Annotated in this window: 23 protein-coding genes; 3 read left to right on the top strand and 20 right to left on the bottom strand. The window is 35.3% G+C overall.

The features are described from left to right. Positions 1 to 171 precede the first annotated feature (171 nt). From rpsB to HMPREF3270_RS00645, 17 genes are all read right to left on the bottom strand, one after another. Positions 172 to 954 (bottom strand): 30S ribosomal protein S2, encoded by a 783-nt coding sequence (gene rpsB / locus HMPREF3270_RS00725; protein ID WP_002480694.1) that lies wholly within the window; start codon positions 952 to 954, stop codon positions 172 to 174. A 186-nt stretch (positions 955 to 1,140) separates the two neighbouring features. After that, a complete protein-coding gene (codY, locus tag HMPREF3270_RS00720) occupies positions 1,141 to 1,914 on the bottom strand; it encodes a GTP-sensing pleiotropic transcriptional regulator CodY (RefSeq protein WP_002480693.1) in 774 nt (257 codons plus the stop codon). A 33-nt stretch (positions 1,915 to 1,947) separates the two neighbouring features. Further along, positions 1,948 to 3,354, bottom strand: coding sequence for an ATP-dependent protease ATPase subunit HslU (gene hslU / locus HMPREF3270_RS00715; RefSeq protein ID WP_002480692.1), 1,407 nt, complete (start codon positions 3,352 to 3,354; stop codon positions 1,948 to 1,950). Positions 3,355 to 3,432: 78 nt separating this feature from the next. Further along, positions 3,433 to 3,972, bottom strand: a complete 540-nt coding sequence (gene hslV, locus HMPREF3270_RS00710; protein ID WP_023015696.1) for an ATP-dependent protease subunit HslV — start codon at positions 3,970 to 3,972, stop codon at positions 3,433 to 3,435. Positions 3,973 to 3,974: 2 nt separating this feature from the next. Continuing rightward, positions 3,975 to 4,865: a tyrosine recombinase XerC gene (gene xerC / locus HMPREF3270_RS00705; protein ID WP_002480690.1), complete on the bottom strand. Its 891-nt coding sequence runs from the start codon at positions 4,863 to 4,865 to the stop codon at positions 3,975 to 3,977. A gap of 121 nt (positions 4,866 to 4,986) precedes the next feature. Then, the gene (trmFO, locus tag HMPREF3270_RS00700; protein ID WP_070867143.1) at positions 4,987 to 6,294 is read right to left on the bottom strand and encodes an FADH(2)-oxidizing methylenetetrahydrofolate--tRNA-(uracil(54)-C(5))-methyltransferase TrmFO; all 1,308 of its coding nucleotides are present in this window, start codon (positions 6,292 to 6,294) and stop codon (positions 4,987 to 4,989) included. Positions 6,295 to 6,377: 83 nt separating this feature from the next. Beyond that, the gene (gene topA / locus HMPREF3270_RS00695) at positions 6,378 to 8,444 is read right to left on the bottom strand and encodes a type I DNA topoisomerase (protein WP_023015697.1); all 2,067 of its coding nucleotides are present in this window, start codon (positions 8,442 to 8,444) and stop codon (positions 6,378 to 6,380) included. Positions 8,445 to 8,586: 142 nt separating this feature from the next. Continuing rightward, positions 8,587 to 9,477, bottom strand: a complete 891-nt coding sequence (dprA, locus tag HMPREF3270_RS00690) for a DNA-processing protein DprA (RefSeq protein ID WP_070847628.1) — start codon at positions 9,475 to 9,477, stop codon at positions 8,587 to 8,589. 220 nt (positions 9,478 to 9,697) lie between these two features. Continuing rightward, a complete protein-coding gene (gene sucD, locus HMPREF3270_RS00685; RefSeq protein ID WP_070847631.1) occupies positions 9,698 to 10,612 on the bottom strand; it encodes a succinate--CoA ligase subunit alpha in 915 nt (304 codons plus the stop codon). 20 nt (positions 10,613 to 10,632) lie between these two features. Then, entirely contained in the window at positions 10,633 to 11,799 is a 1,167-nt protein-coding gene (gene sucC, locus HMPREF3270_RS00680) for an ADP-forming succinate--CoA ligase subunit beta (protein ID WP_002480685.1), read from the bottom strand. A 228-nt stretch (positions 11,800 to 12,027) separates the two neighbouring features. Continuing rightward, the gene (locus tag HMPREF3270_RS00675; protein ID WP_070847634.1) at positions 12,028 to 12,798 is read right to left on the bottom strand and encodes a ribonuclease HII; all 771 of its coding nucleotides are present in this window, start codon (positions 12,796 to 12,798) and stop codon (positions 12,028 to 12,030) included. Continuing rightward, the gene (ylqF, locus tag HMPREF3270_RS00670) at positions 12,798 to 13,667 is read right to left on the bottom strand and encodes a ribosome biogenesis GTPase YlqF (protein WP_023015701.1); all 870 of its coding nucleotides are present in this window, start codon (positions 13,665 to 13,667) and stop codon (positions 12,798 to 12,800) included. The genes HMPREF3270_RS00675 and ylqF overlap by 1 nt, the downstream gene beginning before the upstream one ends. Positions 13,668 to 13,797: 130 nt before the next feature. Continuing rightward, entirely contained in the window at positions 13,798 to 14,583 is a 786-nt protein-coding gene (phnX, locus tag HMPREF3270_RS00665) for a phosphonoacetaldehyde hydrolase (protein ID WP_023015705.1), read from the bottom strand. Position 14,584: 1 nt separating this feature from the next. After that, entirely contained in the window at positions 14,585 to 15,685 is a 1,101-nt protein-coding gene (gene phnW / locus HMPREF3270_RS00660; protein WP_070847637.1) for a 2-aminoethylphosphonate--pyruvate transaminase, read from the bottom strand. A 15-nt stretch (positions 15,686 to 15,700) separates the two neighbouring features. Further along, positions 15,701 to 16,711 (bottom strand): extracellular solute-binding protein, encoded by a 1,011-nt coding sequence (locus HMPREF3270_RS00655; protein WP_070847639.1) that lies wholly within the window; start codon positions 16,709 to 16,711, stop codon positions 15,701 to 15,703. After that, the gene (locus HMPREF3270_RS00650; RefSeq protein ID WP_256324315.1) at positions 16,708 to 18,186 is read right to left on the bottom strand and encodes an ABC transporter permease subunit; all 1,479 of its coding nucleotides are present in this window, start codon (positions 18,184 to 18,186) and stop codon (positions 16,708 to 16,710) included. The genes HMPREF3270_RS00655 and HMPREF3270_RS00650 overlap by 4 nt, the downstream gene beginning before the upstream one ends. Positions 18,187 to 18,322: 136 nt before the next feature. Beyond that, positions 18,323 to 19,078 carry an ABC transporter ATP-binding protein gene (locus HMPREF3270_RS00645; RefSeq protein WP_070847644.1) on the bottom strand — a complete coding sequence of 252 codons (756 nt, stop codon included), beginning with the start codon at positions 19,076 to 19,078 and terminating at the stop codon, positions 18,323 to 18,325. 166 nt (positions 19,079 to 19,244) lie between these two features. Between HMPREF3270_RS00645 and HMPREF3270_RS00640 the strand changes: the two genes are divergently transcribed. Then, positions 19,245 to 19,997 carry a DeoR/GlpR family DNA-binding transcription regulator gene (locus HMPREF3270_RS00640; RefSeq protein WP_070847646.1) on the top strand — a complete coding sequence of 251 codons (753 nt, stop codon included), beginning with the start codon at positions 19,245 to 19,247 and terminating at the stop codon, positions 19,995 to 19,997. Positions 19,998 to 20,054: 57 nt separating this feature from the next. On the opposite strand, the gene HMPREF3270_RS00635 is transcribed toward HMPREF3270_RS00640, so the two are convergent. Together HMPREF3270_RS00635 and HMPREF3270_RS00630 are read right to left on the bottom strand one after the other, a co-directional pair. After that, on the bottom strand, positions 20,055 to 20,540 hold the full coding sequence (locus HMPREF3270_RS00635; protein WP_070867142.1) for a GyrI-like domain-containing protein: 486 nt from the start codon (positions 20,538 to 20,540) through the stop codon (positions 20,055 to 20,057). 133 nt (positions 20,541 to 20,673) lie between these two features. Next, positions 20,674 to 21,528 carry an ABC transporter substrate-binding protein gene (locus tag HMPREF3270_RS00630; RefSeq protein WP_002480680.1) on the bottom strand — a complete coding sequence of 285 codons (855 nt, stop codon included), beginning with the start codon at positions 21,526 to 21,528 and terminating at the stop codon, positions 20,674 to 20,676. 238 nt (positions 21,529 to 21,766) lie between these two features. Between HMPREF3270_RS00630 and HMPREF3270_RS00625 the strand changes: the two genes are divergently transcribed. Both HMPREF3270_RS00625 and HMPREF3270_RS00620 read left to right on the top strand, forming a co-directional pair. Further along, positions 21,767 to 24,379, top strand: a complete 2,613-nt coding sequence (locus tag HMPREF3270_RS00625; RefSeq protein ID WP_070847654.1) for a YfhO family protein — start codon at positions 21,767 to 21,769, stop codon at positions 24,377 to 24,379. Between the two features lie 191 nt (positions 24,380 to 24,570). Next, positions 24,571 to 26,202 (top strand): hypothetical protein, encoded by a 1,632-nt coding sequence (locus HMPREF3270_RS00620; RefSeq protein ID WP_141763111.1) that lies wholly within the window; start codon positions 24,571 to 24,573, stop codon positions 26,200 to 26,202. 56 nt (positions 26,203 to 26,258) lie between these two features. Here the strand turns inward: HMPREF3270_RS00620 and HMPREF3270_RS00615 are convergent, their stop codons facing one another. Next, entirely contained in the window at positions 26,259 to 26,573 is a 315-nt protein-coding gene (locus tag HMPREF3270_RS00615) for a YxeA family protein (RefSeq protein WP_060803498.1), read from the bottom strand. Positions 26,574 to 26,741 lie beyond the last annotated feature (168 nt).

The raw sequence follows: 26,741 nt of genomic DNA, 5'->3' as shown, positions 1-26,741 counted from the left end.
ATTATAACTCTATTTGTCTCGCGTTAAACGCGTAAACTCTGATTATTCTTTATTTTTTATACGCTTATCAAGTATGCATCACATACTCAATATAAGCTTTACTTTTTATTCATATTATTTTTAAAAAAAGGTGATAAGCCTCAATATCTTATCACCCATTTTGAATTATTCTTAGTTTGATTCAACAGAAGTTTCTTCAGTTTCTTTTGCTTCGCCTTTATCTTCTTCTTTTAAGTCGATGTTTTGCTCAGCAGCTACTTCTTCATTAGAAACACCTTGTTGTCCTTCTAAGATCGCATCAGCCATTTTGCCTGTTAATAATTTAACAGCACGGATAGCATCATCGTTTGCTGGAATTACGTAATCAATTTCATCTGGATCGCAGTTAGTATCAACGATACCTACGATTGGGATGTGTAATTTACGTGCTTCAGCAATCGCGTTGCGCTCTTTACGAGGGTCAACTACGAATAATGCTTGAGGCATTGATTTCATATCACGAATACCACCTAAGAATTTGATTAAACGGTCGTATTCTTTTTTGATTTCAACTACTTCTTTTTTAGGTAATACTTCGAATAAGCCGTCTTCTTCCATTTTTTCAATTTCAGAAATACGTTTTACTCGTTTAGAGATTGTTTTGTAGTTAGTCAAGATTCCGCCTAACCATCTTTGGTTAACGTAGAATTGACCAGCGCGCTCAGCTTCATTTTTGATTGATTCTTGAGCTTGTTTTTTAGTACCTACGAATAAGACTTTACCGCCATCTTCTGATACTTGTTTAAGGAAGTTGTAAGCTTCGTCAACTTTTTTCACTGTTTTTTGTAAGTCGATGATATAGATACCATTTCTTTCAGTGAAAATGTATTTTTTCATTTTTGGGTTCCAACGGCGTGTTTGGTGACCGAAGTGAACACCTGCTTCTAGCAATTGTTTCATTGAAATTACTGCCATGATTAAAATCCTCCAATTTGGTTATTTTCCTCCATAAATAGCTCATGTAATAACGACGCAATAACATCGCACCAATTACATTTCAGCTCTTTATGTGTGTTATCGGCTTTATAGCCGTCATTAAATATAACATACTGCCGTCAATAAAGCAATATTTAAAATTTAAGTTGTCAGCGTTCTATCGTCTTATTTTGTTTTTTCTAATTCGTCTAAGAATTGTTCTTTTTTAACTTTGATGAAAGTACCTTTCATACCAAGTGAACGTGACTCGATAACACCAGCACTTTCAAGTTTACGTAATGCATTTACGATAACTGAACGCGTGATGCCGACACGGTCAGCAACTTTAGATGCAATTAATAATCCTTCTTTACCGCCTAACTCTTCAAAGATATGCTCGATTGCTTCTCTTTCTGAGTATGATAAAGAATTAATCGCCATGTTGATTGCTGCTTTATCACGTGCTTCTTGTTCTACTTCACTGTGTTTTTCACGTAAGATTTCCATACCTAATACTGTTGCTGCATATTCACCTAGTACTAAGTCGTTTTCATTAAACTCATCAGATACACGGCCAAGTACTAAAGTACCTAAACGTTCTCCGCCACCTAATACTGGGAAGATTGTTGTTTTACTATCAATGAACGCATCTCTGTTTTCTGGAGGGAATACAGATAAATCATCATCGATATCAATGTTTGATTCTGTTTGTTTAACGTCCATTAATTTTTCAGTATATTCACTTGGAATATGGCGGTCTTCCAACATTTGATTGATTCGACTGTTTTTCAACAATTCATTTAAGCTTGCTCCTAGGATTTTACCTCTGCGTGAAACGATAAATACATTAGTTACAGTTACCTCACTAATTTTACGCGCTACGTCTTTAAAATCTACAGCAATTCCTTTATGTTTTTGCAACAGTGTATTCAATTCTCTTGTTTTTGAAAGTAAACTCATTTTTCTTCTCCTTTTGTATTTATAATTATAAGTTTATAAGATAAATGCACTTAAATCTTTGTTTGTAGAAATAGATTTCAATTTATCATCAACATATTGTGCTGTTATCTCTACCACCGCATTCGGCATTCCAGGTGCTTCGTATGAAAGATCCTCCAGCATTTTTTCTAAAATCGTATGAAGTCGACGTGCACCGATATTATCAGTGTCTTGGTTAACTTGGAAAGCAATTTCAGCTAAGCGCGTAATCGCTTCGTCTGTGAAGTTAACCGTTACTTCTTCTGTTTGTAATAATGCTTCGTATTGTTTAATCAGTGAAAGTTTTGGTTCTTTAAGAATATTCACGAAATCTTCAACTGATAAACTTTCAAGTTCAACACGAATTGGGAAACGTCCTTGTAATTCAGGAATCAAATCACTTGGTTTTGACACATGGAAAGCACCTGCTCCGATAAAGAGCATGTGTTCAGTGTTGACACTACCATATTTCGTTTGAACGACACTGCCTTCGACAATCGGTAAGATGTCACGTTGTACACCTTGTCTTGATACGTCTTGGCCGCCTGCATGATTATTGCTGGCTACTTTATCAATTTCATCGATAAAGATAATGCCCATTTGTTCTGCTAATTCTAGCGCTTCTTGGTTTGCTGTTTCATGATCGATTAATTCATCTGCATAATCATCAGCTAGAATTTTACGTGCAGTTTTCACTGGAACTTCACGCTCCACTTTTTTCTTAGGCATCAATTGATTCATCATGTCTTGAACTTGTTGGTTTTGGTTTGTACCTAACATTCCCATTGCACCTGGGTCTTGTTCAACTTTGATACGAACTTTTTCTTCTTCTAATTCACCATTTAATAATTGACGGCGAATTTCAGAACGTTTTGTTTTAACGTCTTCTGTTGGCGGTTCTTCATCTTCATCATCTTGGTTGCCAAAGTTCGGCATCATTCCGCCGAATAATGATTCAAAAGGATTACCTGCATTTTGGTTCGCTTTTTTCTTCATACTCGGTACGAGCAATTTAACCAATTTTTCATTCGCTTTTTTAATCGCTTCGTCTTTAACTTGTTCTTTTCTAGCTTCTTTAACAAGTCTGACAGCAACATCAACCAAGTCACGTACCATGCTTTCAACATCACGTCCAACATAGCCTACCTCTGTGAACTTAGTTGCTTCAACTTTAATAAATGGTGCGCCGACGATTTTGGCCATTCTTCTTGCGATTTCAGTTTTACCCACACCAGTTGGACCAATCATCAAAATGTTTTTCGGAACGATTTCTTGTTTTAATTCTTCGTCCAACTGACTTCGGCGATATCTGTTTCTCAAAGCAATGGCTACTTTCTTCTTAGCGTCATCTTGACCGACAATGTATTCATTCAAACGAGATACAATGTCTCTTGGGGTAAGTTTGATTGCGCTAGCATCCATTCGTTGATCAACCTCCAATATATAATTTACCTCTTCCAATGTTTTGGAAAAATAATGTTGTCTTAATTTTCGTTGTACTTATAATTCTTCGACAATAATGTTGTCATTTGTGAAAACACAAATTTCTGAAGCGACTTTCAAACTTGCATAAGCCATGTCTTTTGCTGACATGTCTGTATGACGTTTTAAAGCACGTCCAGCACTTAAAGCATAATTGCCGCCTGAACCAATCGCAATTAAATCATCATCAGGTGCGATTACTTCACCTGTACCGCTGACGACTAATATTGCGTTTTTGTCCATTACAATCAGCATTGCTTCAAGTTGTCTCAGCTGTTTATCGCCTCTCCACTCTTGTGCAAGTTCAACTGCAGCACGTTCTAAATTACCACTGAATTCTTGTAACTTAGTTTCGAATTTTTCGAAAAGTGTAAAGGCATCTGCCACACTACCAGCGAAGCCAGCTAAGACTTTGCCATCATACAGTCTACGAACTTTTCTTGCTGTTTGTTTCATGATGACTTGTTGTCCTAATGTCACTTGACCGTCGCCTGCCATTGCAGCATGACCATTTTGTCTGACCGCAAAGATTGTTGTCGCATGAATTGAATTATTCATTCCTATTTCTCCTTTTTAGCTCGAGGATGTGCATTTAAATAGACTTTGCGCAATTGTTGGTTGGAAACATGCGTATATCGCCCTGTCGTTGAAAGATTGACATGACCAAGCAAAGATTGCACTGTTCTTAAATCCGCACCTTCATTCAACATATGTGTCGCAAAAGTATGTCTCAATTTATGCGGGTGAATATCCGTCACGCCCGATGTGCGTTTCACAATATCATTCAACACATAACGAACGCCCCGTTCAGTAATCGGTCGCCCATTCATATTTACAAGCAAATAATCATGAGACGCTTTTTTGAGCGGAGGAAATTCTGAAAGATAACGTTCAATACTCTCTCTGCACATATTTCCAAAAGGAATAAAGCGTTCTTTATTACCTTTCCCAAGCACTTTCACACCTGGTGAATTTAAATCTAAATCCTCTAACTTAATGTTCACTAATTCTGAAACACGAATGCCCGTACCATATAATAATTCTAAAATGACACGATCACGCATGCCTTTATGTTCATCTTCTTCAACTGTTTCAAATAACGCACTCATTTCTTCTTCATAGAAAAAATGAGGCAAATATTGCTCTTTCTTTGGATGCACAAGTTGAACAAAAGGATTTACTACTGTGTCATCTTGCGTCATCCAGTATTCATAAAAAGACCGTAACGTTGAAATTTTACGAGAAACTGTTGTTCTTTTCAAGCCTTTTGAATATAAATAAGATAAATAATTTCTTGCATCCTTATATTCAAAAGATTTTAATTGTAAATGCTCCTGTTCTAAAAAAGAATTAAACTGCATCAAATCGTCGTGATATGATTTCAAAGTATGTTTAGAAAAAAAGCGTTCTACCTTTAACATGTATAAAAAAGAATCTTGGATTTTATTCAATAAAAACCCCTCCATCATTTGCATTGTAGCATATAGACAGAGGGAGCTGCAGTGATTTAAGTCTCGAAACCGCAAACGTTTTCTAAACACAAATCTATTTTATCAAAATATTCATAATTTATCACAATGTTTGCTTAAAGTTTTCTAAGTACGTTAAAGCACGATTCGCTTGTTGCTCATAACGTTCTTTTTTATCTTTAATTCTTTTCTCAAGTGACGGCACTAAACCGAAGTTTGCATTCATCGGTTGGAAGTTCTTATTATTCTTCGCATGTGAAATATAATATGCCATACTGCCGATCATTGTTTCACGCGGGAAAATCACTTCTGCTTTGCCTTGTAGTTTATGCGCCGCATTGATACCAGCCACTAAACCGCTGGCAGCACTTTCCACATAACCTTCTACACCAGTCATTTGACCTGCAAAGTAAACTTGATCATGTCCTTTAAGTTGATATGTTTCACTTAAGACATCAGGTGAGTTGATAAATGTATTACGGTGCATAACGCCATAACGTACAATATCAACATTTTCCAAACCAGGGATTAAACGGATAACTTCTTTTTGTGCACCCCATTTTAAATGTGTCTGGAATCCGACAATATTATAAAGTGTACCTGCTGCGTCATCTTGACGTAATTGAACCACCGCAAATGGACGCTTACCTGTTTTAGGGTCTTCTAATCCTACAGGTTTCATTGGCCCAAATAGTAATGTTTTACGTCCGCGCTCAGCCATTACTTCAAATGGCATACAGCCTTCGAAATATTTTTCTTTTTCAAATTCATTTACCGGCGCAACTTCCGCTTCCAACACCGCATCATAAAAACGGTCGAACTCTTCTTCTGTCATCGGACAGTTTAAGTAAGCCGCTTCACCTTTATCATAACGTGACTTCAAGTAGACTTTATCCATATCAATCGTATCTTTTTCGATAATCGGTGCTGCCGCATCATAGAAGTAAAGTTGATCTTCACCTGTAATATCCACAATTTCTTTCGCAAGCCCTTCTGTCGTTAATGGACCTGTCGCAATAATTGTATAACCTTCAGGGATTTTCTCAATTTCTTCATTGATAACTGTAATATTCGGATGTGATTTCAAAGTATCAGTAATATAACCTGCAAAGTCATGTCTATCTACTGCTAACGCACCGCCAGCTGGCACACGTGCATTATCAGCCGCTCTAATAATCAATGAATCTAAGCGACGCATTTCTTCTTTTAACACACCTACCGCATTTGTCAGTGAGTTGCCGCGTAATGAGTTCGAACAAACTAATTCCGCGAATTTATCTGTATGGTGGGCTGGTGTTTGTTTTACTGGACGCATTTCAATCAAATTAACTTTGATACCTCGTTGCGCAAGCTGGTATGCAGCTTCTGAACCAGCTAAACCTGCACCGACCACGTTAACTGTCTCTGTCATAAATAAATCCTCCTCATTCAGATGAAAAGAGGCGAGACGCAAGCAGCGTTGTGCTTTTTGTGTCCAACCTCTCAGCTCTTACTTTACTTTTGTACTTCTTCTTTATAATCACAGTTCGAACATACGACTTGACTAGAACGTCCTTTTTTACGAACAACTAAATGATGATCACATTTCGGACAATCTCTGCCGACTGGCTTATCCCATGAGATAAAGTCACATTCTGGATAGTTTGAACAGCCGTAGAAGATTCTGCCTTTCTTCGATTTACGTTCTACCACTTCGCCATCCTTACATTTCGGACATTTCACGCCGATTTCTTTAACGATGGCTTTCGTGTTTCTGCAATCTGGGAAGTTTGAACAAGCCATAAACTTGCCGTAACGTCCCATTTTAATCACCATTGGCGAACCGCATTTTTCACAATCTTCACCAGCAGGCTCATCTTTGATTTCAATTTTTTCCATTTCTTTTTCAGCACGTTCTACATCGTCTTTGAAGCCATTGTAGAAGTTGCCGACAACATTACGCCAGTTTTCATCGCCTTCAGCGATTTTATCCAGCAATGTTTCCATGTTTACTGTAAATTCAACATCGATGATTTCCGGGAAGTATTCTTTGACTTGCTCATAAACAATTTCACCTAATTCAGTAGGTACGAAACGTTTACTTTCTAACTTCACATAATTACGTTTTTGAATCGTATCAATTGTCGGCGCATACGTAGATGGTCTACCGATTTTCAATTCTTCTAACGTTTTAACTAAACGCGCCTCTGTATATCTTGGAGGTGGTTGTGTGAAGTGTTGAGAAGGTTCGATATCTGTTGCGATTACAGTTTCACCTTCATCAATAATCGGCAAGCGTTTGTTTTGTTCTTCTTCTTCATCTTTAGATTCAACGTATAATGTCATGAATCCTTTGAATTTGATAGCTTGACCATTCGCACGGAACTTAATATCACCTTGTTCAACATCCATCGCAACTGTGTCAATTACAGCAGGTGCCATTTGACTTGCGACAAAACGTTCCCAAATCAATTTATATAAACGGTGTTGGTCTTTTGTTAAGAATGATTTCATTTCGTCAGGTGTACGCAGTGTCTTTGTAGGACGAATAGCTTCGTGTGCATCTTGGTCCCCTTGCTTACCTGTTTGTTTACGATGAGATACATATTCTTTACCGTACTTTTCAGTGATAAAATCTTTTGTTTCTGCTTTCGCATCTGCAGAGATACGTGTAGAGTCAGTACGCATATACGTAATCAAACCAACTGTACCTTGACGTTTAAGGTCAATACCTTCATAAAGTTGTTGTGCAACCATCATAGTCTTTCTTGTTTTGAAGCCCAATTTTCTTGAAGCTTCTTGTTGTAAAGTAGACGTTGTAAATGGATTTGCTGGATTACGTTTCTTCTCTTTACGTGTGACTTTAGTCACTTCAAACTCATTACCATTTAATTGGTCTGTAATGAATTTAACGTCTTCATTTTTTTGTAGTTTATACGGTTTGTTTTTATAATGAAGGAATTTCGCTGTAAACGTAGATTTTTTATAACGGAATTTCCCTTCTATTTTCCAGTATTCTTCTGGTTTGAAGTTACGGATTTCATTTTCACGATCAATGACTAAACGTAATGCGACAGATTGAACACGTCCTGCTGAAAGTCCTTTTTTAACTTTTTTCCATAATACCGGAGAAATGTTATAGCCCACTAATCTGTCTACAATACGACGTGCTTGTTGTGCATCCACTAAATTAATTTCAATACTTCTCGGCGTTTTAAAACTTTCTTTAACTGCATCTTTTGTAATTTCGTTAAATACTACTCGGTTTTTCGCATGTTCATCTAATTTCAAAATGTTTGCTAAGTGCCATGCAATTGCTTCACCTTCACGGTCCGGGTCACTTGCTAGGAAGATTTTCTTTGCTTTTTTAGCATGTCTCTTCAACTCTTGAACGACTGGTCCCTTACCACGAATCGTAATATATTTGGGTTCAAAATCATCTTCAACATCAACGCCCATTTGGCTTCTTGGCAAATCTCTGACATGCCCCATTGAAGCGATAACTTTATATCGTTTCCCTAAATATTTTTCAATTGTTTTAGCTTTTGCAGGCGACTCAACTATGACTAAATTATCTGCCAAAGTAGATCCCCCTCTGCTTCAATAAAATGTTCCTTGTTACAAAGATAAATGATAAACGGTTTATTTTACATTTGTCAATATTTTAATTCACCTGAAAATGAACAGACATCATTTCATTTAAGTCTTTATTTCATTTTTTCAATCAATTTAATGTTTCATAATCTTCCATAATATCTTGCGCACTCAAAACGATTTTCGCGCCTTCTTGTGCGCGTTTTAAATTTCCAATGGTCAATTTTTGAAATAAGCTGCCTGGCAACACATAAACATTTCTGTCTTGTTCTAAAGCTAAATCTACTGTGATTTGTGCGCCGCTTCTTTCTCTAGACTCAGTAATCAGTACGCCTTGCGATAAACCGCTAATGATACGATTACGTTCCGGAAATTTATATCTGGCAGGTCTATCTGTGGGGATATATTCTGAGAGGGTTAAACCTGTTTGTTCTATTCGTTTTCGTAATGCACGCGTTTCTTTAGGATAATGATGATAATGACCAAATGCTAAAACGCCAATCGTTGCCATATTATAGTGTAAAGCCGCTTCATGTGCAAATGCATCTCCACCTTTAGCTAAACCTGAAACGATAACGAGATCATGTAATGCTTCATTCGTAAAGAGGTATTCTAATGCATTTTGTGTATACTTTGTCGCTTCTCTAGAACCGACGACACTTAAATAGTGAGGTGCTTTTAAGCAAGTTCTATTGCCTTTACAAAATAATAATAATGGAGGTGCATAAATGTGTTTAAGTAAGTGAGGATAATCAGGATGAAAAATGGAAATTAAGTAGATGTTTCGAGAGACCAACGATTGATAAATATCATTAGGCTCTATCTGACAATATGTTTGATAATGCAGAAGCATAGTTTTAGAGGCAGTATTTTGTGAAAATTGTCGAAGTTTTGTCATTCTTTCTGGTAAATTTAGTTCAAAATAGTCTGGATACCTGAATAAAAGTGCGTATATTTGCTTTGTGGAGTAACCTGCGTAGCGTAATTTGAGGAGTTCTAAATCTAATTCTTTGAGGTTCAATCGTTTACCTGCTTTCTTGTGGTTTTTTCGTTATTATACGACCTTTTATATAATGGAAACAATACTTTTCTATAAAAAAGCTTATTCAGAGTTTCTACTATTATATATGAAAAATCAAGTTATGTTTCAATGACTATGTGAATACTCAACTTTAACATGAAAAAAGGCACAGACTTGTATCTAAGTACAAATCCATGCCTGGTTTATAAAACGCAGTGAATTACGCGTCTTTTTTAACTGTTAATAACTCTTCATAGATACCTGCTTCTTTAGCTGCTTCAATTAATGTTGAACCAATTTCAGAAGGTGTATCTGCAGTTTTAACACCATTGTCATTCAATGTTTTGATTTTTTCTTTAGCAGTACCTTTACCGCCAGAAATAATCGCACCAGCGTGACCCATACGTTTTCCTGGAGGTGCTGTTTGACCACCAATGAATCCTACAACTGGTTTTGTCATATTTTTACTAATCCATTCAGCCGCTTCTTCCTCAGCAGTACCGCCGATTTCACCGATCATTACGACAGCTTTAGTGTCTTCGTCTTTATTGAATGCATCTAATACATCGATAAAGTTTGTACCGTTGACTGGGTCGCCACCGATACCTACCGCTGTAGTTTGACCAATGCCTTCTTCAGTTAATTGATGCACTGCTTCGTAAGTTAATGTACCTGAACGAGATACAACACCTACGTGGCCTTTTTTGTGGATGTAGCCAGGCATAATACCGATTTTACAATCATCTGGTGAAATAACACCTGGGCAGTTTGGTCCGATTAAACGAGTGTGTTTATCTTCTAAGTAACGTTTAACTTTAACCATGTCTAATACAGGAATGTGTTCTGTAATACAGATTGCTAAATCTAATTCAGCATCAGCACATTCTAAAATTGCGTCAGCTGCGAATGGTGCTGGTACGTAAATAACTGATACGTTTGCACCTGTTTCTTTTTTCGCTTCTTCTACAGTGTTGAATACTGGTACACCTTCAACAACTTGACCACCTTTACCAGGAGTTACCCCAACAACGATTTGAGTACCATATTCAAGCATTTGTTTCGTATGGAAAAGGGCTGTAGACCCAGTGATACCTTGTACAATTACTTTTGTGTTCTTATCTACATATACGCTCATCTTAGTGTCTCATCCTTTCCTTAGACTTCTTTGACAAGTTTGACAATTTTTTGAGCGCCTTCAGCCATAGTTGCTGCTGGCTCAATTGCTAAACCTGAATCTTTTAAGATTTGTTTACCGATTTCAACATTTGTACCTTCAAGACGAACTACTAAAGGTAATGTTAAGTCGACTTCTTTAACTGCTGCTACGATACCTTCTGCGATAACATCACAACGCATGATTCCGCCGAAGATATTAACAAAGATACCTTTAACATGATCATCACCTAAGATGATTTTGAATGCTTCAGTAACTTTTTCTTTCGTAGCGCCGCCGCCTACGTCTAAGAAGTTAGCCGGATTTCCGCCAAAATGATTGATTGTATCCATTGTAGCCATCGCTAAACCTGCACCGTTAACCATGCAGCCGATGTCGCCATCTAAAGCGATGTATGATAAATCATATTTAGAAGCTTCGATTTCTTTTGGATCTTCTTCTTCTAAATCACGTAATTCTAAAATGTCTTTGTGTCTGAATAATGCGTTATCGTCAAAGTTGATTTTCGCATCTAATGCTAAAACATCACCGTCACCAGTTGTAACTAATGGGTTGATTTCAACGATTGATGCATCTTTTTCGATAAATACATTGTATAAAGCGATTAAGAATTTAGCCGCTTTGTTGATTGATTCTTTTGGAATATTAATGTTGAATGCAATACGACGTGCTTGGTATGGTGCTAAACCAACAACAGGATCGATTGTTTCTTTGAAGATTTTTTCTGGCGTTTTAGCCGCTACTTCTTCAATTTCAGTACCGCCTTCTTCAGATGCCATTAACGTTACACGATCTGTTGCACGGTCGATAACGAATCCGACATAATATTCTTTTTGAATATCGCAGCCCTCTTCAATGTATAAACGTTTAACTTCTTTACCTTGTGGACCTGTTTGGTGAGTTACAAGTGTTTTACCTAATAATTCATTAGCGTAAGCTTCCACTTCAGATAATGACTTAGCGATTTTAACACCGCCAGCTTTACCTCTACCCCCAGCGTGGATTTGTGCTTTTACAACATAAACATCAGTGTCTAATTCTTTAGCTTTGTCTACTGCTTCTTCAGCAGTGAATGCTACACGTCCTTCTGGAACTGGAACGCCCATTGAACGAAAGATTTGTTTTCCTTGATACTCGTGGATATTCATTCTCCATCCTCCTGTTTCTTAGGTTAAGTACACTGTTAATTATAGAAAATGTAAGCGCTATTGTAAACTGAAAGCGGCTATTTTTGTCAATTTTGTTAACTTTTAGACTTTATCTCGAATCCTCGTGAAGTGTGATATTGCAACTATTCTAGCTTTTTCCAAATTAATCTGAATATTACACAAGGTTGGAAACAAATATTACAATTTGCACCAACCTTATTTTTAAAACTATTTTGTTGTAAGAGATTTAATTGGTTCAAATGATTTACGATGTTCTGGAATCACACCTAATTTATCAATTCCTGCTAAATGTGCTTTTGTGCCATAACCAACATTATGTTCAAAATCATATCCCGGATGCTGTTTTGCGAGTTCACGCATATAAGCATCACGGTATTCTTTTGCCATGATACTGGCTGCTGCTATGGACACACTTTTTGCGTCACCTTTAATGATAGAAGTTTGTTCAATATCTAACGGTAATTCCATCGCATCAATCAATAAATGCGTCGGTTTGATAGATAAAGCTTCAATCGCACGTATCATCGCCACTTGCGTTGCTTGATAAATATTTAAATCATCGATTTCTTCTGGAGTCGCAATTCCGTAAGCATATGTCGCTTCTGCTTCTAGCGCAGATTTCAGCTGTGCACGTTTAGCAGCTGAAACTTTCTTTGAATCATTTAAGCCATAATATGCATGCCCTTCATTTAATACCACAGCACATGCGACTACTGGCCCAGCTAAAGGTCCTCTGCCGACTTCATCTATACCGCAAATAATCGCCTTATTGTCATGCGCTAAAATATCATTTTCATATAACGACATCTCTTGGTATTGTTCAACAAGTGCCGCTTCCTTTTCTAATTGTCTTTTACGACTTAATAAAGCTTGTTGTACACCTTTTCTTTCATCTTGATGCCATTCAAGTGTTTCCAGTTCAGCTAAAGTTTTTACATCTTTTAACGCTTCTTTAATTGCTTTGATTGACTGTCCCATTATTTAATTTCATCTGCCATCTCTTTATAAATATCAAAACTTTGTGTACCAAGTTTCGCATTTCTAATATCATTAATAATTAATTCAATGACTGATTCATAATCCACTTCATTGCCGCGTTGTAATAGACCACGTCGACGTCCAATCGCATCAAACCATTCAATATTTTCAGCTTCTGCATCTAAATCAACATTATAATGTTTTTGTAATGCTTCAAGCGCGTGTGCTTTATAGAACTCTAAACCAAAAATGGCTACGTCATCTAAGTGTACGATACTATCTTTAATCGCACCTGTTAAACTTAATTTCTTACCAACTATTTGATCTTCGAACTTCGGCCATAAAATCCCTGGTGTATCTAATAATTGCAGTGATTTACCTACTTTAATCCATTGTTGTTGTTTCGTTACACCTGGTGTATTACCTGTTTTCGCAATAGCTTTATTCGCAAGTTTATTAATTAACGTAGATTTACCTACATTTGGAATACCTACAATCATGGCACGAATTGCACGTGGTTTTAAGCCTTTCGCTTTATCACGTTCGAATTTTTCTTTTGTCGCTTGTACAGCCGCTTGTTCTACTGATTTCAAGCCTTTACCATGCTTCGCATCTACTGATACTGGGAAATAACCTTTACTTCTGAAATAGTCTTCCCATTTGGCTGTTTCATTTAAATTCGCCATATCTTTTTTATTTAAAATAACCACGCGTGGTTTATTTTGAATCACTTCATCAATCATCGGGTTTCTTGAACTGTAAGGAATACGTGCGTCTACTAATTCAAAGACCACATCCACTTTCTTTAACTGTTCGGACACTTCACGTTTAGCTTTCGCCATATGCCCTGGATACCATTGAATAACCATGTTTCATCACCTTTCATTCATCGCTTTACTCTATTTTACATTCTCTCTATTATACTATATTTTAGAAGTCTTGAAAAAATGAAAAAAGAAACCCAAACAACTGATTAAGTGCTTGAGTTTCTGTTTCATCTTATACATTTATTTCTTCGATTAATCCTGGTAATTCTTCAATACTGTATATTACATGATCTGCACCATTTGCTTCGAATTTTTCTTTTACTTTTTTACCAATTTCTGTGCGTTCATCAATCGATAAATGGCGCCAATCTTCTTCATTATAACCTGCAAGAGAACTGCCTTTAATCACACCAACAGTAATCACTCCTGCATTGACACCTTCTTGAATATCAGAAACTGTATCTCCTACTTTTAATACATGTTTCACATTCTGTAGTACAAGTTGTTCCATGTTTTTGAAAATCATATAAGGATATGGGCGACCATAACCTCCAACTAAATCAGCTGTCGCAATAAAATCAGGTTCATACCCTTGAAGAGCTGCGTGTTTCTTAACGACTTCCATCATTTCTGATGTGTAACCTGTGGTTGACCCCACTTTAATACCTTTTGCTTTTAACCAATTCGCTGTGTCTACTGCACCTTGAATAGGCGTAGTAAAGTTTTCGAGCGTCTCCATTAATTGCGTTTCAAATTTAGCGTATAAATTGTCAATATCTTCCTCTGTTGCTTTTCGTTGATATGTTTCTTCCCATAGCTTTTGTATTCTCGGCATTTCTAACATCGCTTGAATATGATCGCGTTTTAACATGCCCATTGGTTCTCTAGCTTCTTCAATTGTAACTTCAATACCTGCATCTTTAAAAATATCTACAAAAACATGTACCGGTGCAAAACACCCAAAATCTACCATTGTGCCTGCCCAGTCAAAAATAACACCTTCTATTTTGTTTATCATGTTATTCAGCCTCCTCTAAAAGATACTTGCGGATATTTCCGATTAAATTGTATAAATCTTCTATTTCTAAATCACCAATGTTCCCAATTCTGAAAGACGGTGTATCCATCAACTTCCCTGGATAGAGTATAAATCCAACCTCTTTCATCTTTTGATAAAAATCATTAAAGTCAAACGTTTCATACGGGTATAAAAATGTTGTGATGATAGGTGATTGATTTGCATCCTCGATATAAGGTTCGAATCCAATTTCAGATAAATGCTTTCTTAGATATTCATTTAGTTCACGATATCTATTATATCTTGCCTCGACCCCACCTTCTTTATCAAGTTCTATTAATGCCTGATGAAATGCTGCGACAACGTGTGTAGGTGAGGTATAGCGCCATTTTCCTTTATCTTGTTCCATTGTCTGCCATTGATCATATAAGTCTAAGGCTAAACTCTGTGCATTCCCTTTTGTATTATTAAGTGTAGCCTGTTTTGCAATGACAAAACCAAACCCAGGCACACCTTGAATACACTTATTCGCACTGCTGATTAAATAATCTATATTTAATTCTTCTACATGTATCGGTATGCCACCAAAACTACTCATCGCATCTACAATCGTAATCAAATTATATTTCTCCGCAATTTCTGTAAAAGGTAAGAGTGGATTCAATATCCCTGTTGTCGTTTCACAATGGACCATTGCAATATGTGTGATTGATGGATTGTCCTGCACCACCGCTTCGACTTGTTGAAAATCTGGTATGTTTTCAAAATCTACTTTTACAGCTGTAACACGTTTATTGATACGTTGCGCCATTTCAATCATACGATTACCGTAAGCCCCATTACTAATAATTAGCACATGATCTTTCTCACTTAATGCTGTTTGTAGGACACTTTCAACAACAAAACTACCACTGCCTTGTTGTAGCACTGTCGTATAGGTTTCAGGATTTGCTTCTGCAATCTCCAATAAGTTTTGACGTATAGTTTGTGTTAAATTTTTATATGCATCGTCCCAAGTACATCGATCTTCCAGCATCTGTTCTTTTACCGTTTGTGTTGTAGTCAATGGACCAGGCGTTAATAATTTATATTGCTTTGTCACCCTTACCCACTCCTTTTATTTATTTTTTTCAATATCTGCTTCTTTTTTCGCTTCTTTAAAAATAGTTTGATGTTTATCTAATAAATCTACAGTTAGTGATTTTGGCCACGATTCAGGTCTACTTGGTTTCATTTCAGAATCAACAGACTCCCCTTTATATAACGGGACTGGATATTCTTTCAATAAATCTTGTCGGCCATATTTTTGAATGACTTCAACCATTTTTTCTGCTTTTTGCTGACGTTTACCACCTTTTTTAACTACTGCAGCTGCTTCTGTTAATGCAAAATTACCCTCTGTCGGGTCTATATGTTTAATGGGCTGTCCTTCTTGTTCAGCATCAATGGCTTGGTTTCTTAAACCAGCACCTATTGAGGCTTCTCCTGATTGTACTTTTTTCAAAGGTCCCGAACCTGAACTTTCAAGATGTGGGCCTGCATTAATAATCAGTTGTTTCAATATTTTTTGTCCTTCTTGTTCACCATATTCATTTAAGACACCTTGTATGAGCAACCATCCTGTTGAGGAGTCCATGATATTAGGAAATGATATTTCATTTTTATATTGGGGTTTTGTCAGATCTTTAATTGAATGAGGTACAGGCAAATTTTTCTCTTTAAATGCTTCTGTATTCACAAATAGCGATCCCATATTTCCGAGTATAGGTGCCATATAATTAGGATATGGCTTAATCTCATTCTTCGACATACGATTTGATAAAGGTACAAACATATCATGTTCTTGTTGTGCACTTTCTAAGTAATAGCTTGCTAGAGTTACAATATCTGCATCAAGATGCTTCCCTTCAGCCATGATTTTCCCGCCCAATTCAGAAGTGGATTGTGGTTGAATCAAATACTCTCCGCGATATCCGTGAGTATCAAGTGCTTTTTTCATTGCGGCGATGGCTTCTTCATCTGCATTCGTTTGAATTATAATTTTGTTTGAACTTGCGCCAAATCCAACATAAGAAAAATAAAGCAATACAGCACAAAATATGGCAGTCATGATTATCTTAAATTTCATCGCAAGTTCCTCCTTTGATCAAATTGCAGCCAAAAATGACTGAAAATACGTACCACCACATTTGTTAATAAAATCAATATCGACAAAATGAAGATATCTGTAAATCTGTTGAAATGCTGAAGTTGATTAATTTGTGTAGATACAATTTGTGTTGAAGTTGAAACTAAGAAAATAACACCGCTGATCGTCACCATTGCATTAATAAAGTAATAATTCAGCATCTCTATAATGGTTGATTTCATATTAGGTAAAATGATTTTGAATATCGTGTCAAACCAACTATCTCTTAATAATGAACTAGTAACATCCCAAGATTTATCCAGTTTGTCCATTGCACCTTTTGCCATCAAATATGGCGTGGTGAAATAATGAACAACAATACTGATGATTACAATCAAGAACGTATTTTTGATAGTAGTCCCTTGAAAGAACAATAAATATGCAAGACCTAAAATCATGCCCGGCACTGTATTCGTCAACATTGCAATGACATTAATCATACGTCGTCCTTTTAACTTAGTACGAACACTAATCATGGCGCTGAAGAATGCAATAATTGTTCCAAAAACCGCAGTAGTTACAGCTACAAATATAGATTGTAGATAAACACGCACTAAAATTTCATCATTCAATAAATTTAGGATATGCTTTAATGTGAACTTGTTATTGTACGGATAATTCTCAGTGAACGGCACAATAAACATGACTAAAAAAATTAAGAGAATCATACTACTAATCACAAAGACAAGCACACCAATAGAAATGTCACGAAGCGGTTTTTTATTTAATTCAAATTGTTGTGCAGATCGATGTTCTACATTCCATCTTTCTAGTACTGATAAAAATACAAAACCTAAGATAGCTGGTATTAACATTAAGAATGCAAGTACTGCACCTTGTGCAAACTTCGGTATAGAACCTAATATGGTTTGATACAGTAAAATTGAGATAACTGTATCATCTGCACCGATGGAAGCGGGAATACCGAAATCAGTAAAGCTTAAAATAAAGGACAGTATAAACGCATTACCTATCGGAATCATTAAAGGTCTGAAAGTTGTATGGTAGAAAGCTCGTGGTCCTTTATCATGTAATAATTCCGACACATAGAAGAAGCGGTGATCTACATAATTAAACGCATTATTAATAATGATAAATGCCGCTGGCAACGTATAAATCACGTAACCAATTAACATGCCCTTCTCGCCATAAACCGTAAACAAAGGTTGTCCAACTAATCTCGCAATCAATCCTTCATTACCAAACAAATACATTAATAAGAAACCATAAGTAATTGTAGGTACCAACATAGGTAAGATGACCATACTGTGCGTGTAGCGTTTTATCCATTTAGCTATAGCTGTTAATTGAAGTGCATACGCTATTAAAAACGCTAAGATTGCTGTCGTGAAAGCTGAAATCAAAGATAATTTCAAACTTCGCATTAATGCTGTTGTAACTTCAGGATTTGACAATACCTCTTTAAAATAAATGCTGCTGAGTTGACCCTCAGCAATAATTGAACGACCCAGTAAAAATAGGATTGGAATAATCAAAAAGATTACAAAAAAAGCAAATAATAGAATTTGAATGATACGTTGACTCCATAACTTATGCACCATGTTGCTCACCAAACAATTGATAAATATGTTGACGTTTAATTTCTAATTGATTTAAGATAAACTGTTTAACAAAAGTTGATTTCGGTTGATGAATAATTTCTTCAGGTGTTCCAAACTGGGCAATGCTGCCATTTTGAATCACTACGATTTTATCTGCCATTGTTAATGCTTCTTCTGGGTCATGTGTCACCATAATAGTTGTAAGTGACATTGATTTAGCGACTCTTACAATCATATTCTTGATTCTTTCTTTAATCATTCCATCTAAAGCACTCAGCGGTTCATCCATTAATAAAACTTTAGGTTGCATCACTATGGTACGTGCTATTGAAACACGTTGCTTTTGACCGCCAGACAACTCATGAACTTTCTTATCAAGATGTGGTCTAAGTTCTAATAATTCAATTAGATCTGTGATTTCTTTGGTGTTAGGATCTTTTTTTATATTTTTAAGACCATAAAAAACATTGTCTCGCGCATTCAAGTGGGGAAATAGACAATAATCTTGAAACACAATATTGAAACCTCTTTTTTTCATTGGCAAATGATGAATTGGCGACTCATTATAATGAATTGAACCTTTTGTTACTTCTGTTAAACCTAAAATCATGTTTAATAGCGTTGTTTTTCCACAACCACTTGGTCCAAGTAAAGCTACAATCTCACCGTCTTCTATATCTAAATTAATATCTTTTAAAACTTCATCTTTTCCGTATGTTTTTGATACGTTTTTTAAACTAAGCATTTTTGCACCTCCGCTTTAATCTACTCAAAGTATAAGAGATGCATATTAAGTCAGTGTTAAAAATGTGTAAGTATTGATTAACTTATGACTAATTCTTTACTAACTCTGTTTACTCCTATTGAATTTAAGGTATGATAAAACTAACAATTTTCAAGGAGTGAGCCTAATGTTGCCAACTGAGAGAAGAAGTAAAATCATTGAAAAACTAGAAGAACAAGAGTTTTTAGAACTAAAAACATTACATAAGGAACTCAATATTTCTATGGAAACTTTGCGAAGAGATATTCAACAATTGGTCAAACTAGAATTAGTACAGAAAGAATACGGAGGCATCAGACTTAATAAAGAATCGAATGGAGAGTCTGCGATTGAGCGTCGTTTAGATCGTAATTTAACTAAGAAAAAGTTAATCGCTGAAAAAGCTTTAAAGTTGATTGATGACGGGGATTGTATCTATTTAGATAGTGGTTCGACTACTCTACAAATCGCAAAAGGCTTAGAAACTAAACGCCATTTAACAATTGTTACTAACTCGATTCCAGTTTTAATCCAATGTATGCAGTATAATCACACATTGATTTCAATAGGTGGGAAAGTTAGAAGTTCAGAACAATCATTGACTCAGTTTGATTTTCTTTTCAATTTTGAACATCTAAATATTAATAAAGGATTCTTTTGTTGTAGTGGATTATCTGTACCCTATGGTGTGACAGATTATAGTATCGAGGAAGTTGAGACTAGAAGACGCTTAATGAATATTTCACAACAAAAATACTTAACCGCAGACAGCAGTAAAATTAACCGTGTAGTTACTGCTAAAATTGGGGAGTTAGAGGACTTTAACCAATTAATTACAGATGATGAGATTACCAATGAACAACAAGAAGAGTTTGAACAATCCGGAATCCAAGTGATATAAATACAAAAACACAGACATGTATAGATGATTAACGTGTCTGTGTTTTTGTATATTTTATTATTTATTTTCTTCTTTCTTTACCACCGGCACATACACTTGTGCTTCATAATCTGATGAAGTCACATCTCCATGTGGATAGAATTCAAAAGCTGGTCCTTCAGCCATGTGATAACCTTCGCTTGCTAAGAACTCAGGGTTAAACACTTTTTGACATACTTGCTGGATTGATTCTGGTACAGGTCCTTTAGCATTTACAACCAGATAATCGCCTTGAGGTAGAGCATAAGGATGCAAGCCTGATCCAAATTGATTATCAGAAGTTACCGCAATTAAGTAATTCATCCCTGCTTCTGTAGGTATAATCACTCCTAAGTATCCTTCTAATTGGTGGTTGCTTAATTCAGATAAAGTTTGTTCTTCACCTGATTCATGAAATTTTTGCCATGCTTTCGGTAAATTTTGTTGCGCGTCTTGCATCGTCGCATATTTACTCAAATAACCAATAACCTTTAATTCATTTAAATGCTTTACTTCGTATTCCATATACGCCACTCCCGTCATTTCAATTAAACTTGATTAGTGTTTAATACCCTATATTCTCTATAATATGGCATAAAAAAATACAAGCACCGAAAAAGGTAGATGTTTTCGGTACTTGTATTAATCTCACTTAGACTTATTCTTCGAATTTCGCTAAGTCTTCTGCAATGTGTTCAGACGCTACTAAACCACGTGATTTTGCCCATAATTCACGGTTTACGAAATGAATACGTCCGTTTTTCTTCGCATTGATTGAATTATAAACTTCTGATTGACGTAATTCTTCTAATGCATCTGCATTTTCATCATCAACCATTAAAATTAAACGTTCTGGATTTAATGTTTTTAATTGTTCATCCGTTAATTTTAGATATGGCCCATCTTTATATTCTGGATACGTTTTTGAGTCCGCTTGAGTGATTGCCATTTTGAAGCCAAGACGTTTTAAGAATTGACCAACATAACTGTTCGCATCATGTCCTACAATATGATTATCTGTCACTACTGCAGCCAATGTGCCTAAACTTTTATCTAAAGTAATACCCTCTTCGATTTGTTTGATCTTTTGTTCATGCACAGCGACACGTGTTTTCGCTTTTTGTTCTTTTGATACAGCTTTACCGATTAACTCGAATGACTCTAAGTTTTGTTTATAATCGCCATCAAAGCTTTCAAGTAAAATTGTCGGTGCAATTTTTTCTAAATCTCTATAGATTTTGTGATGACGTTCACCGTCAGCAATAATTAATTGTGGTTCCGCTTCTCTTAAAGCATCTAAATCAGGATTGTTTCTATCTCCTAAAGAAACATATTCACCAATCTGTGTTCTGACTGCTTCAAATAAATTCTCTTTATTCCCATCATCAGCAATCGCAGCTGGTTTAATATCTAAAGCTAATAAATCATCTACGAATGAAAATTCTAATGCGGCAACTCTGTCCACATTCTCCGCAACTTGAGTGATGCCTGATTCATTTCTTACTTCAACCATATGATTAAGACCTCCAAATTGATTTGTTATTGATAGTACTCCCATATAATTGTTACCGGTAGTTATATTCCCTATATGTTAGACATTATTCATATTAAGTTAATATGATACTTTACAAAATTTTAATATTAGTTGATTTATTTCCCTTTATAATCGCGTTACTGCTAAAATTAAAAAGGGTATATGTAGTATATTACCTAATTCTACATATGCATTTTAATTTCAGGAGAGACAAAAAATGAAATTCACCCTAAAACATAACCTAGTGCGTTTTTTAAAAATTGCTGGTATCGGCACATTAATAATGCTGATTATTTTCTATCCTGCAATCCGCGCTTATACGAAACATCAAATTGTATTCAGTGGTGCAGGCGATGGTTTCAGACAAATGATGCCATTTCAAAAATACTTATATGAACACGTCACACACTTTTCAAGTTTCTACGATATTTCTTTCGGTTTAGGCGGAGATTATATCGCAGATTTAGCTTATTATTATTCAACCTCTCCACTTACCTACTTAAACTTTTTATTTGTGTGGTTAGGCGAACATCTCTTACATATGAATCCAAGCAGTATTGAATTTTGGCCAGGAAACCAATTATTCTTTGCGATTGTCAAAGCTATTTTGACATTTATTGCTGCTTACTATATGATGCGCTATTTTAAATTAAAACGTTATACCGCACTGATCGCTACAATTTTATACACCGCTTCTAATGTCATGATGTATTTCAACTTCACTTGGTCATTTTATGGTGATGTATTGATTTACTTACCGTTGACAATATTAGGTGTAGAAAAGTTATTTAGAGAACGTAAAGCCGCTTTATTGATTATCGGTTTAGGCTTAACACTGATGTCGAACTTTTATTTCAGTTACTATGAAGCTATTATTATCGGTGCTTATTTAATTTATAGAACTGTCGCAGTTTATAAAGAGGATATCTTAAACCGCATACAGAAGATTTATATTACAGTGGTAACTATACTATTAAGTTTAATGGTCGCTAGTTTTGGATTTTACACAGGTGTCAGCTCATTCTTGCATAATGATCGTAAACAAAATCCATTATTAGAGTATCCATTCTTTGTAGATTTATTGAACACAGATAAACAAACATTTATATCAGGTTTTCATATTTTATTGTCGATTTTAGTTTTGATTGCCCTACTGCAATTTAAACTATACAAACATTATTTCTATCGTTTATTTGCGATTATGACATGGATTTTCTTATTAGGTTCATTTACCAACCCATTTGATAGTTTCTTTAACGGCTTTTCTATTCCACAACGCAGATGGGTCTATATGCTGGCAATGAGTGCCGCAATATTGGTTGCTTTGATGATTCAATATTTAGCGGAAATGTCTATCATTTCTTTAATTGCCGCAACAATTCCAGCCGTTTTAGTCTTAATCATTTCATCACGTTATGCTGAAGGCGAATGGCATTGGTGGATCAGCACAGCTCTCATCATTGCAGTATTGGCATTGATATTAATTATCTATAATGGTCAGATGAAGCATTGGATGAAGCTTATGTTAGTCGCATTAATTTTAGTCCAACAATTCTGGCAGTTAAAAGAATATAAAGAAAATATCTTGTCTGAGTATGAAGCAGAAGTAAAACAAGTCACAAATTATGATTACTTCAGTCACCCGCTAAATAAAAAAATCAAAGCCATTCAAAAAGAAAATCAAGATGATTTAATGCGTATTGATTATATGAGTGTTTATGGTTTAAACTCACCATTCATTTACAACTACAACGGCATCTCGCTTTATTCAAGCATCTTTGATGGTGAAATTCTTAATTATTATGATAATGTGATGCAGATTAATATGCCGATTGATAAAAACAGTACCTATCGTTTATTTAATAACCGAGCTAACTTAATGGCTTTATGGGATGTCACAGACCGCTTCAAAATGGAATCAGATAAAAACATACCATACGGTTTCGAACTAAAAGATAAAATCAAACATGATGATAGAATCTTTGTTCATTCAAAAAATCAAATTGATTATCCAAGTGCACATATTACCAACAAAACATTTAATATGGACCAATTAAAATCACCGTTAGATCGTGAACAAGCCATGTTAGAAGGCGTTGTTTGGGATGATAAAAAAGGTAATTCAACATTTAAAACGAACCCTAACTTACTACAAAAAGCAAAGACAACATTACGCGATGCAAAACAAATAGATCAAAAACATATTCAAGTTCAAAAAAACAATGGTGGTTTAACCATGCAGCTGCCTGAATCCGTTGCGAATAAGTATCAAGATATGTATGTAGAAATGGATGTTGAACGTATCGCACCAGCTTCAGAACACTACGTAAAAATCAATGAATATAAACAAAAACGTAATCGCTTAGACTACAAATACCGACGATTCGTCAGCCCTGTGACTATGCGTATTAAAGCTTCACCAGAACTGAAGTTACAACTACCAAAAGGTAAATACCGTCTACAGCTTAAAGGTATTTATGGTGAAGATTACAGTACTTTAAATCGTACTAAAGATACTTTAACGCCTGTCAAAGTTACTAAGAATAACCGTAACTTACACATTCAAAAACCAAAATCAGCACATGGTTATATTGTCTTACCTACTGCCTATAGAAATGGAATGTATGCGTTAATCGATGGTAAGAAGCATGAAGTTAAACAAGGTAATGGCATTATGACAGTAATTCCAACTAAGAAAGGTCAAACAGATATTTATTTAAAATATGAACCACCATTATTAAAACCATTAATCATCATTACAGGAATCGGTTTAGTGTTGAGCGTGGTCTGGTGCCGTTATTTACTCAGACGAAACAAAACGAAACAATAAAACAAACAGTGTGTATCCTTCTATATTTTGGATACGCACTGTTTTTTTAATCCTCAACACTATTTTTACCAATGACTTACGCTTTTTTTACTGTCTGTGATTATGCATATACAGCCTATTATCTTCTTACTTATACTATTTTTATATCTCTACTCCATTAACATTCGCCTAGAAAGGTTTGATAACACAACATGAAAGAGCGTAACTACCAAAGCACCAATCACAAATATCTGAGTCACATACTTCCAAAATTTAACACTTCACTTTCTACTAAAGCACTTCAAAGCAACTCTATTTCCTATCAGACATTAATGAATCATTTTGATCACCTTCTAAATGCTTCTGAAAAAGCATTACTTGAGTCTGTTTTAAATTCCACACTTACGATAATCACACTTTCTAGAACAGACTATTATCAACTCACTCATTTGAAAGCGACACACTATATCATCGCTATTGCTAAAGACCGCTACTACCTCTCACCTGAATTTTTAAATGATTATAACCACTGTTGTTTAAATGAAAAATATTCCTCCTTACCGTTGCTTGAAGATTGGGTTCATACAAAAATCGAAACTTTAGCTTTAATAGAAGAAAAGCGCAGATTATATGAAACCATGGACTTTGAAACATGTTTAGCTGATCGTTATAGCACAAAAAATTTAGACTTTATATGTGTGATGGCTAATATTAAAAATTATGATCAACTGACTGATTCTGAAAAGTGTACCTTAATCACCAAAAAAGTGATGAGAGATTATGGCCTATTTGAAAAATTAATTCAAATCGTGCCACCTTTACGTATACTTTTTGCGTATATGGTTTATGAGGATAGAAACAGTTTTGTAGGTGCAGAACTCCCTGGTGAAAATATTGCTGTCTTTATTTTGTTTAGCGACATTGAACTCAGTATGATTTATTTACCTTGTGACTTATTTGAACATTTAAAATGTTATTTTAGTTTACGTGGTCTGCAGCCTGAAGAAATACTTAAACAGTCGATTGAAGATTTTACAGATCAAGCCTTAGATGAAGACCTTCAACAAGCGTTATTAAAAGATTTGTGCCATAATCGATTATCAGTCGGGGAAGCCAAAAAGGTTCTACCAGCTTTGATGTATAATAAAATCCAGGCAAATATTCTTACTGATTTGAACACTGAAACTAAAATCAAATTCTTTGAAGCACTTGTAAACTTATACGGTTTTATCCCTATTAAAATAGTGGTCAAACTTTATAATTCATACTTTGAAGCACATGAAACCAGCGCATCTATAAAAGATAAGATAAGCACAGATTATAAAAGTCACATGGTTGCTATCAGCGATAATTATCTTACACATACGACGTTAAAAGAAGCTTACCAAACCCTAAATGCATTATATGAAACTGTCCCTTACTATTTACCTTCAACACTTATGGCATTGTTTAAAGCTGCTACTTCAGAGGACTGGATAGAAAATAAGAAATTCGAAGACAGTCTGCTATTTCTAAGAAGTAGTATCAACCTTCAAGGAGAATCCTTTGATATTCCTATATATATGGTTGAAATCGCTATTTTCGAAGATGTCATTCTTCCTAATATCAAAATGGTGCCAAAAGAAGATGACTTGAAGGATGCTGTACAAATGTGGAAAGCACAAGGATTGTATAACAATGTAAAAACGAAACATGTTTTAAAACATGTCAAAATTGTTTATTCTAAAGTGAGACTATGGGCATACAGAGGACATAACCAACGAGAATACAATGAAATCATTCATCAATATCACACACATCAAAAGCCAAGTGCAGATGATTGGAATAGTGACAAATCTATCTAAACTATATAAATAAAAGAATCGCCTTCTCTATTAAAATGGCGATTCTTTTATCGTTCTTATTCTTTTACATCTTTAGGCAATGTATCTAGATAATGGATTTCTTTCACATACTTGCCTTTATGGATAATCACAACATTCTCTTTTTGAGGATCAAAACCATTGAATGTCAGCTTATAAGGCACACGTTCTCCATCTTTTGAGTAAGCTTGAACATTTTCATAGTATTGTGTTCCTTTTTCAACCTTCGCATATGATTTTTCTGTAGTTAGAAACGGATTAACACGATCTGTGTATTCATTCCTGACAATACTGAATGCGACAACCGCAAAGAATAACAATATCGCAATCGTTACTAAAACCTTCTTTTTCATTTACTTCTACTCCTTCTATGATGATTTTCTTGTTGTACTTGTAAAAATAATGATTTTCGTTTTATAGAATGCTTTCATTATACCTAATTTTTCAGAATTTTCATACGACAATTTACATAAAAAAAGACTGTTCCATGATTAGGAACAGCCTTGTCTACTCGTATGTCT

Source organism: Staphylococcus sp. HMSC65H10, assembly GCF_001839185.1.
Classification (GTDB): domain Bacteria; phylum Bacillota; class Bacilli; order Staphylococcales; family Staphylococcaceae; genus Staphylococcus; species Staphylococcus simulans.
This window is presented reverse-complemented; position numbering and strand designations above follow the sequence as displayed.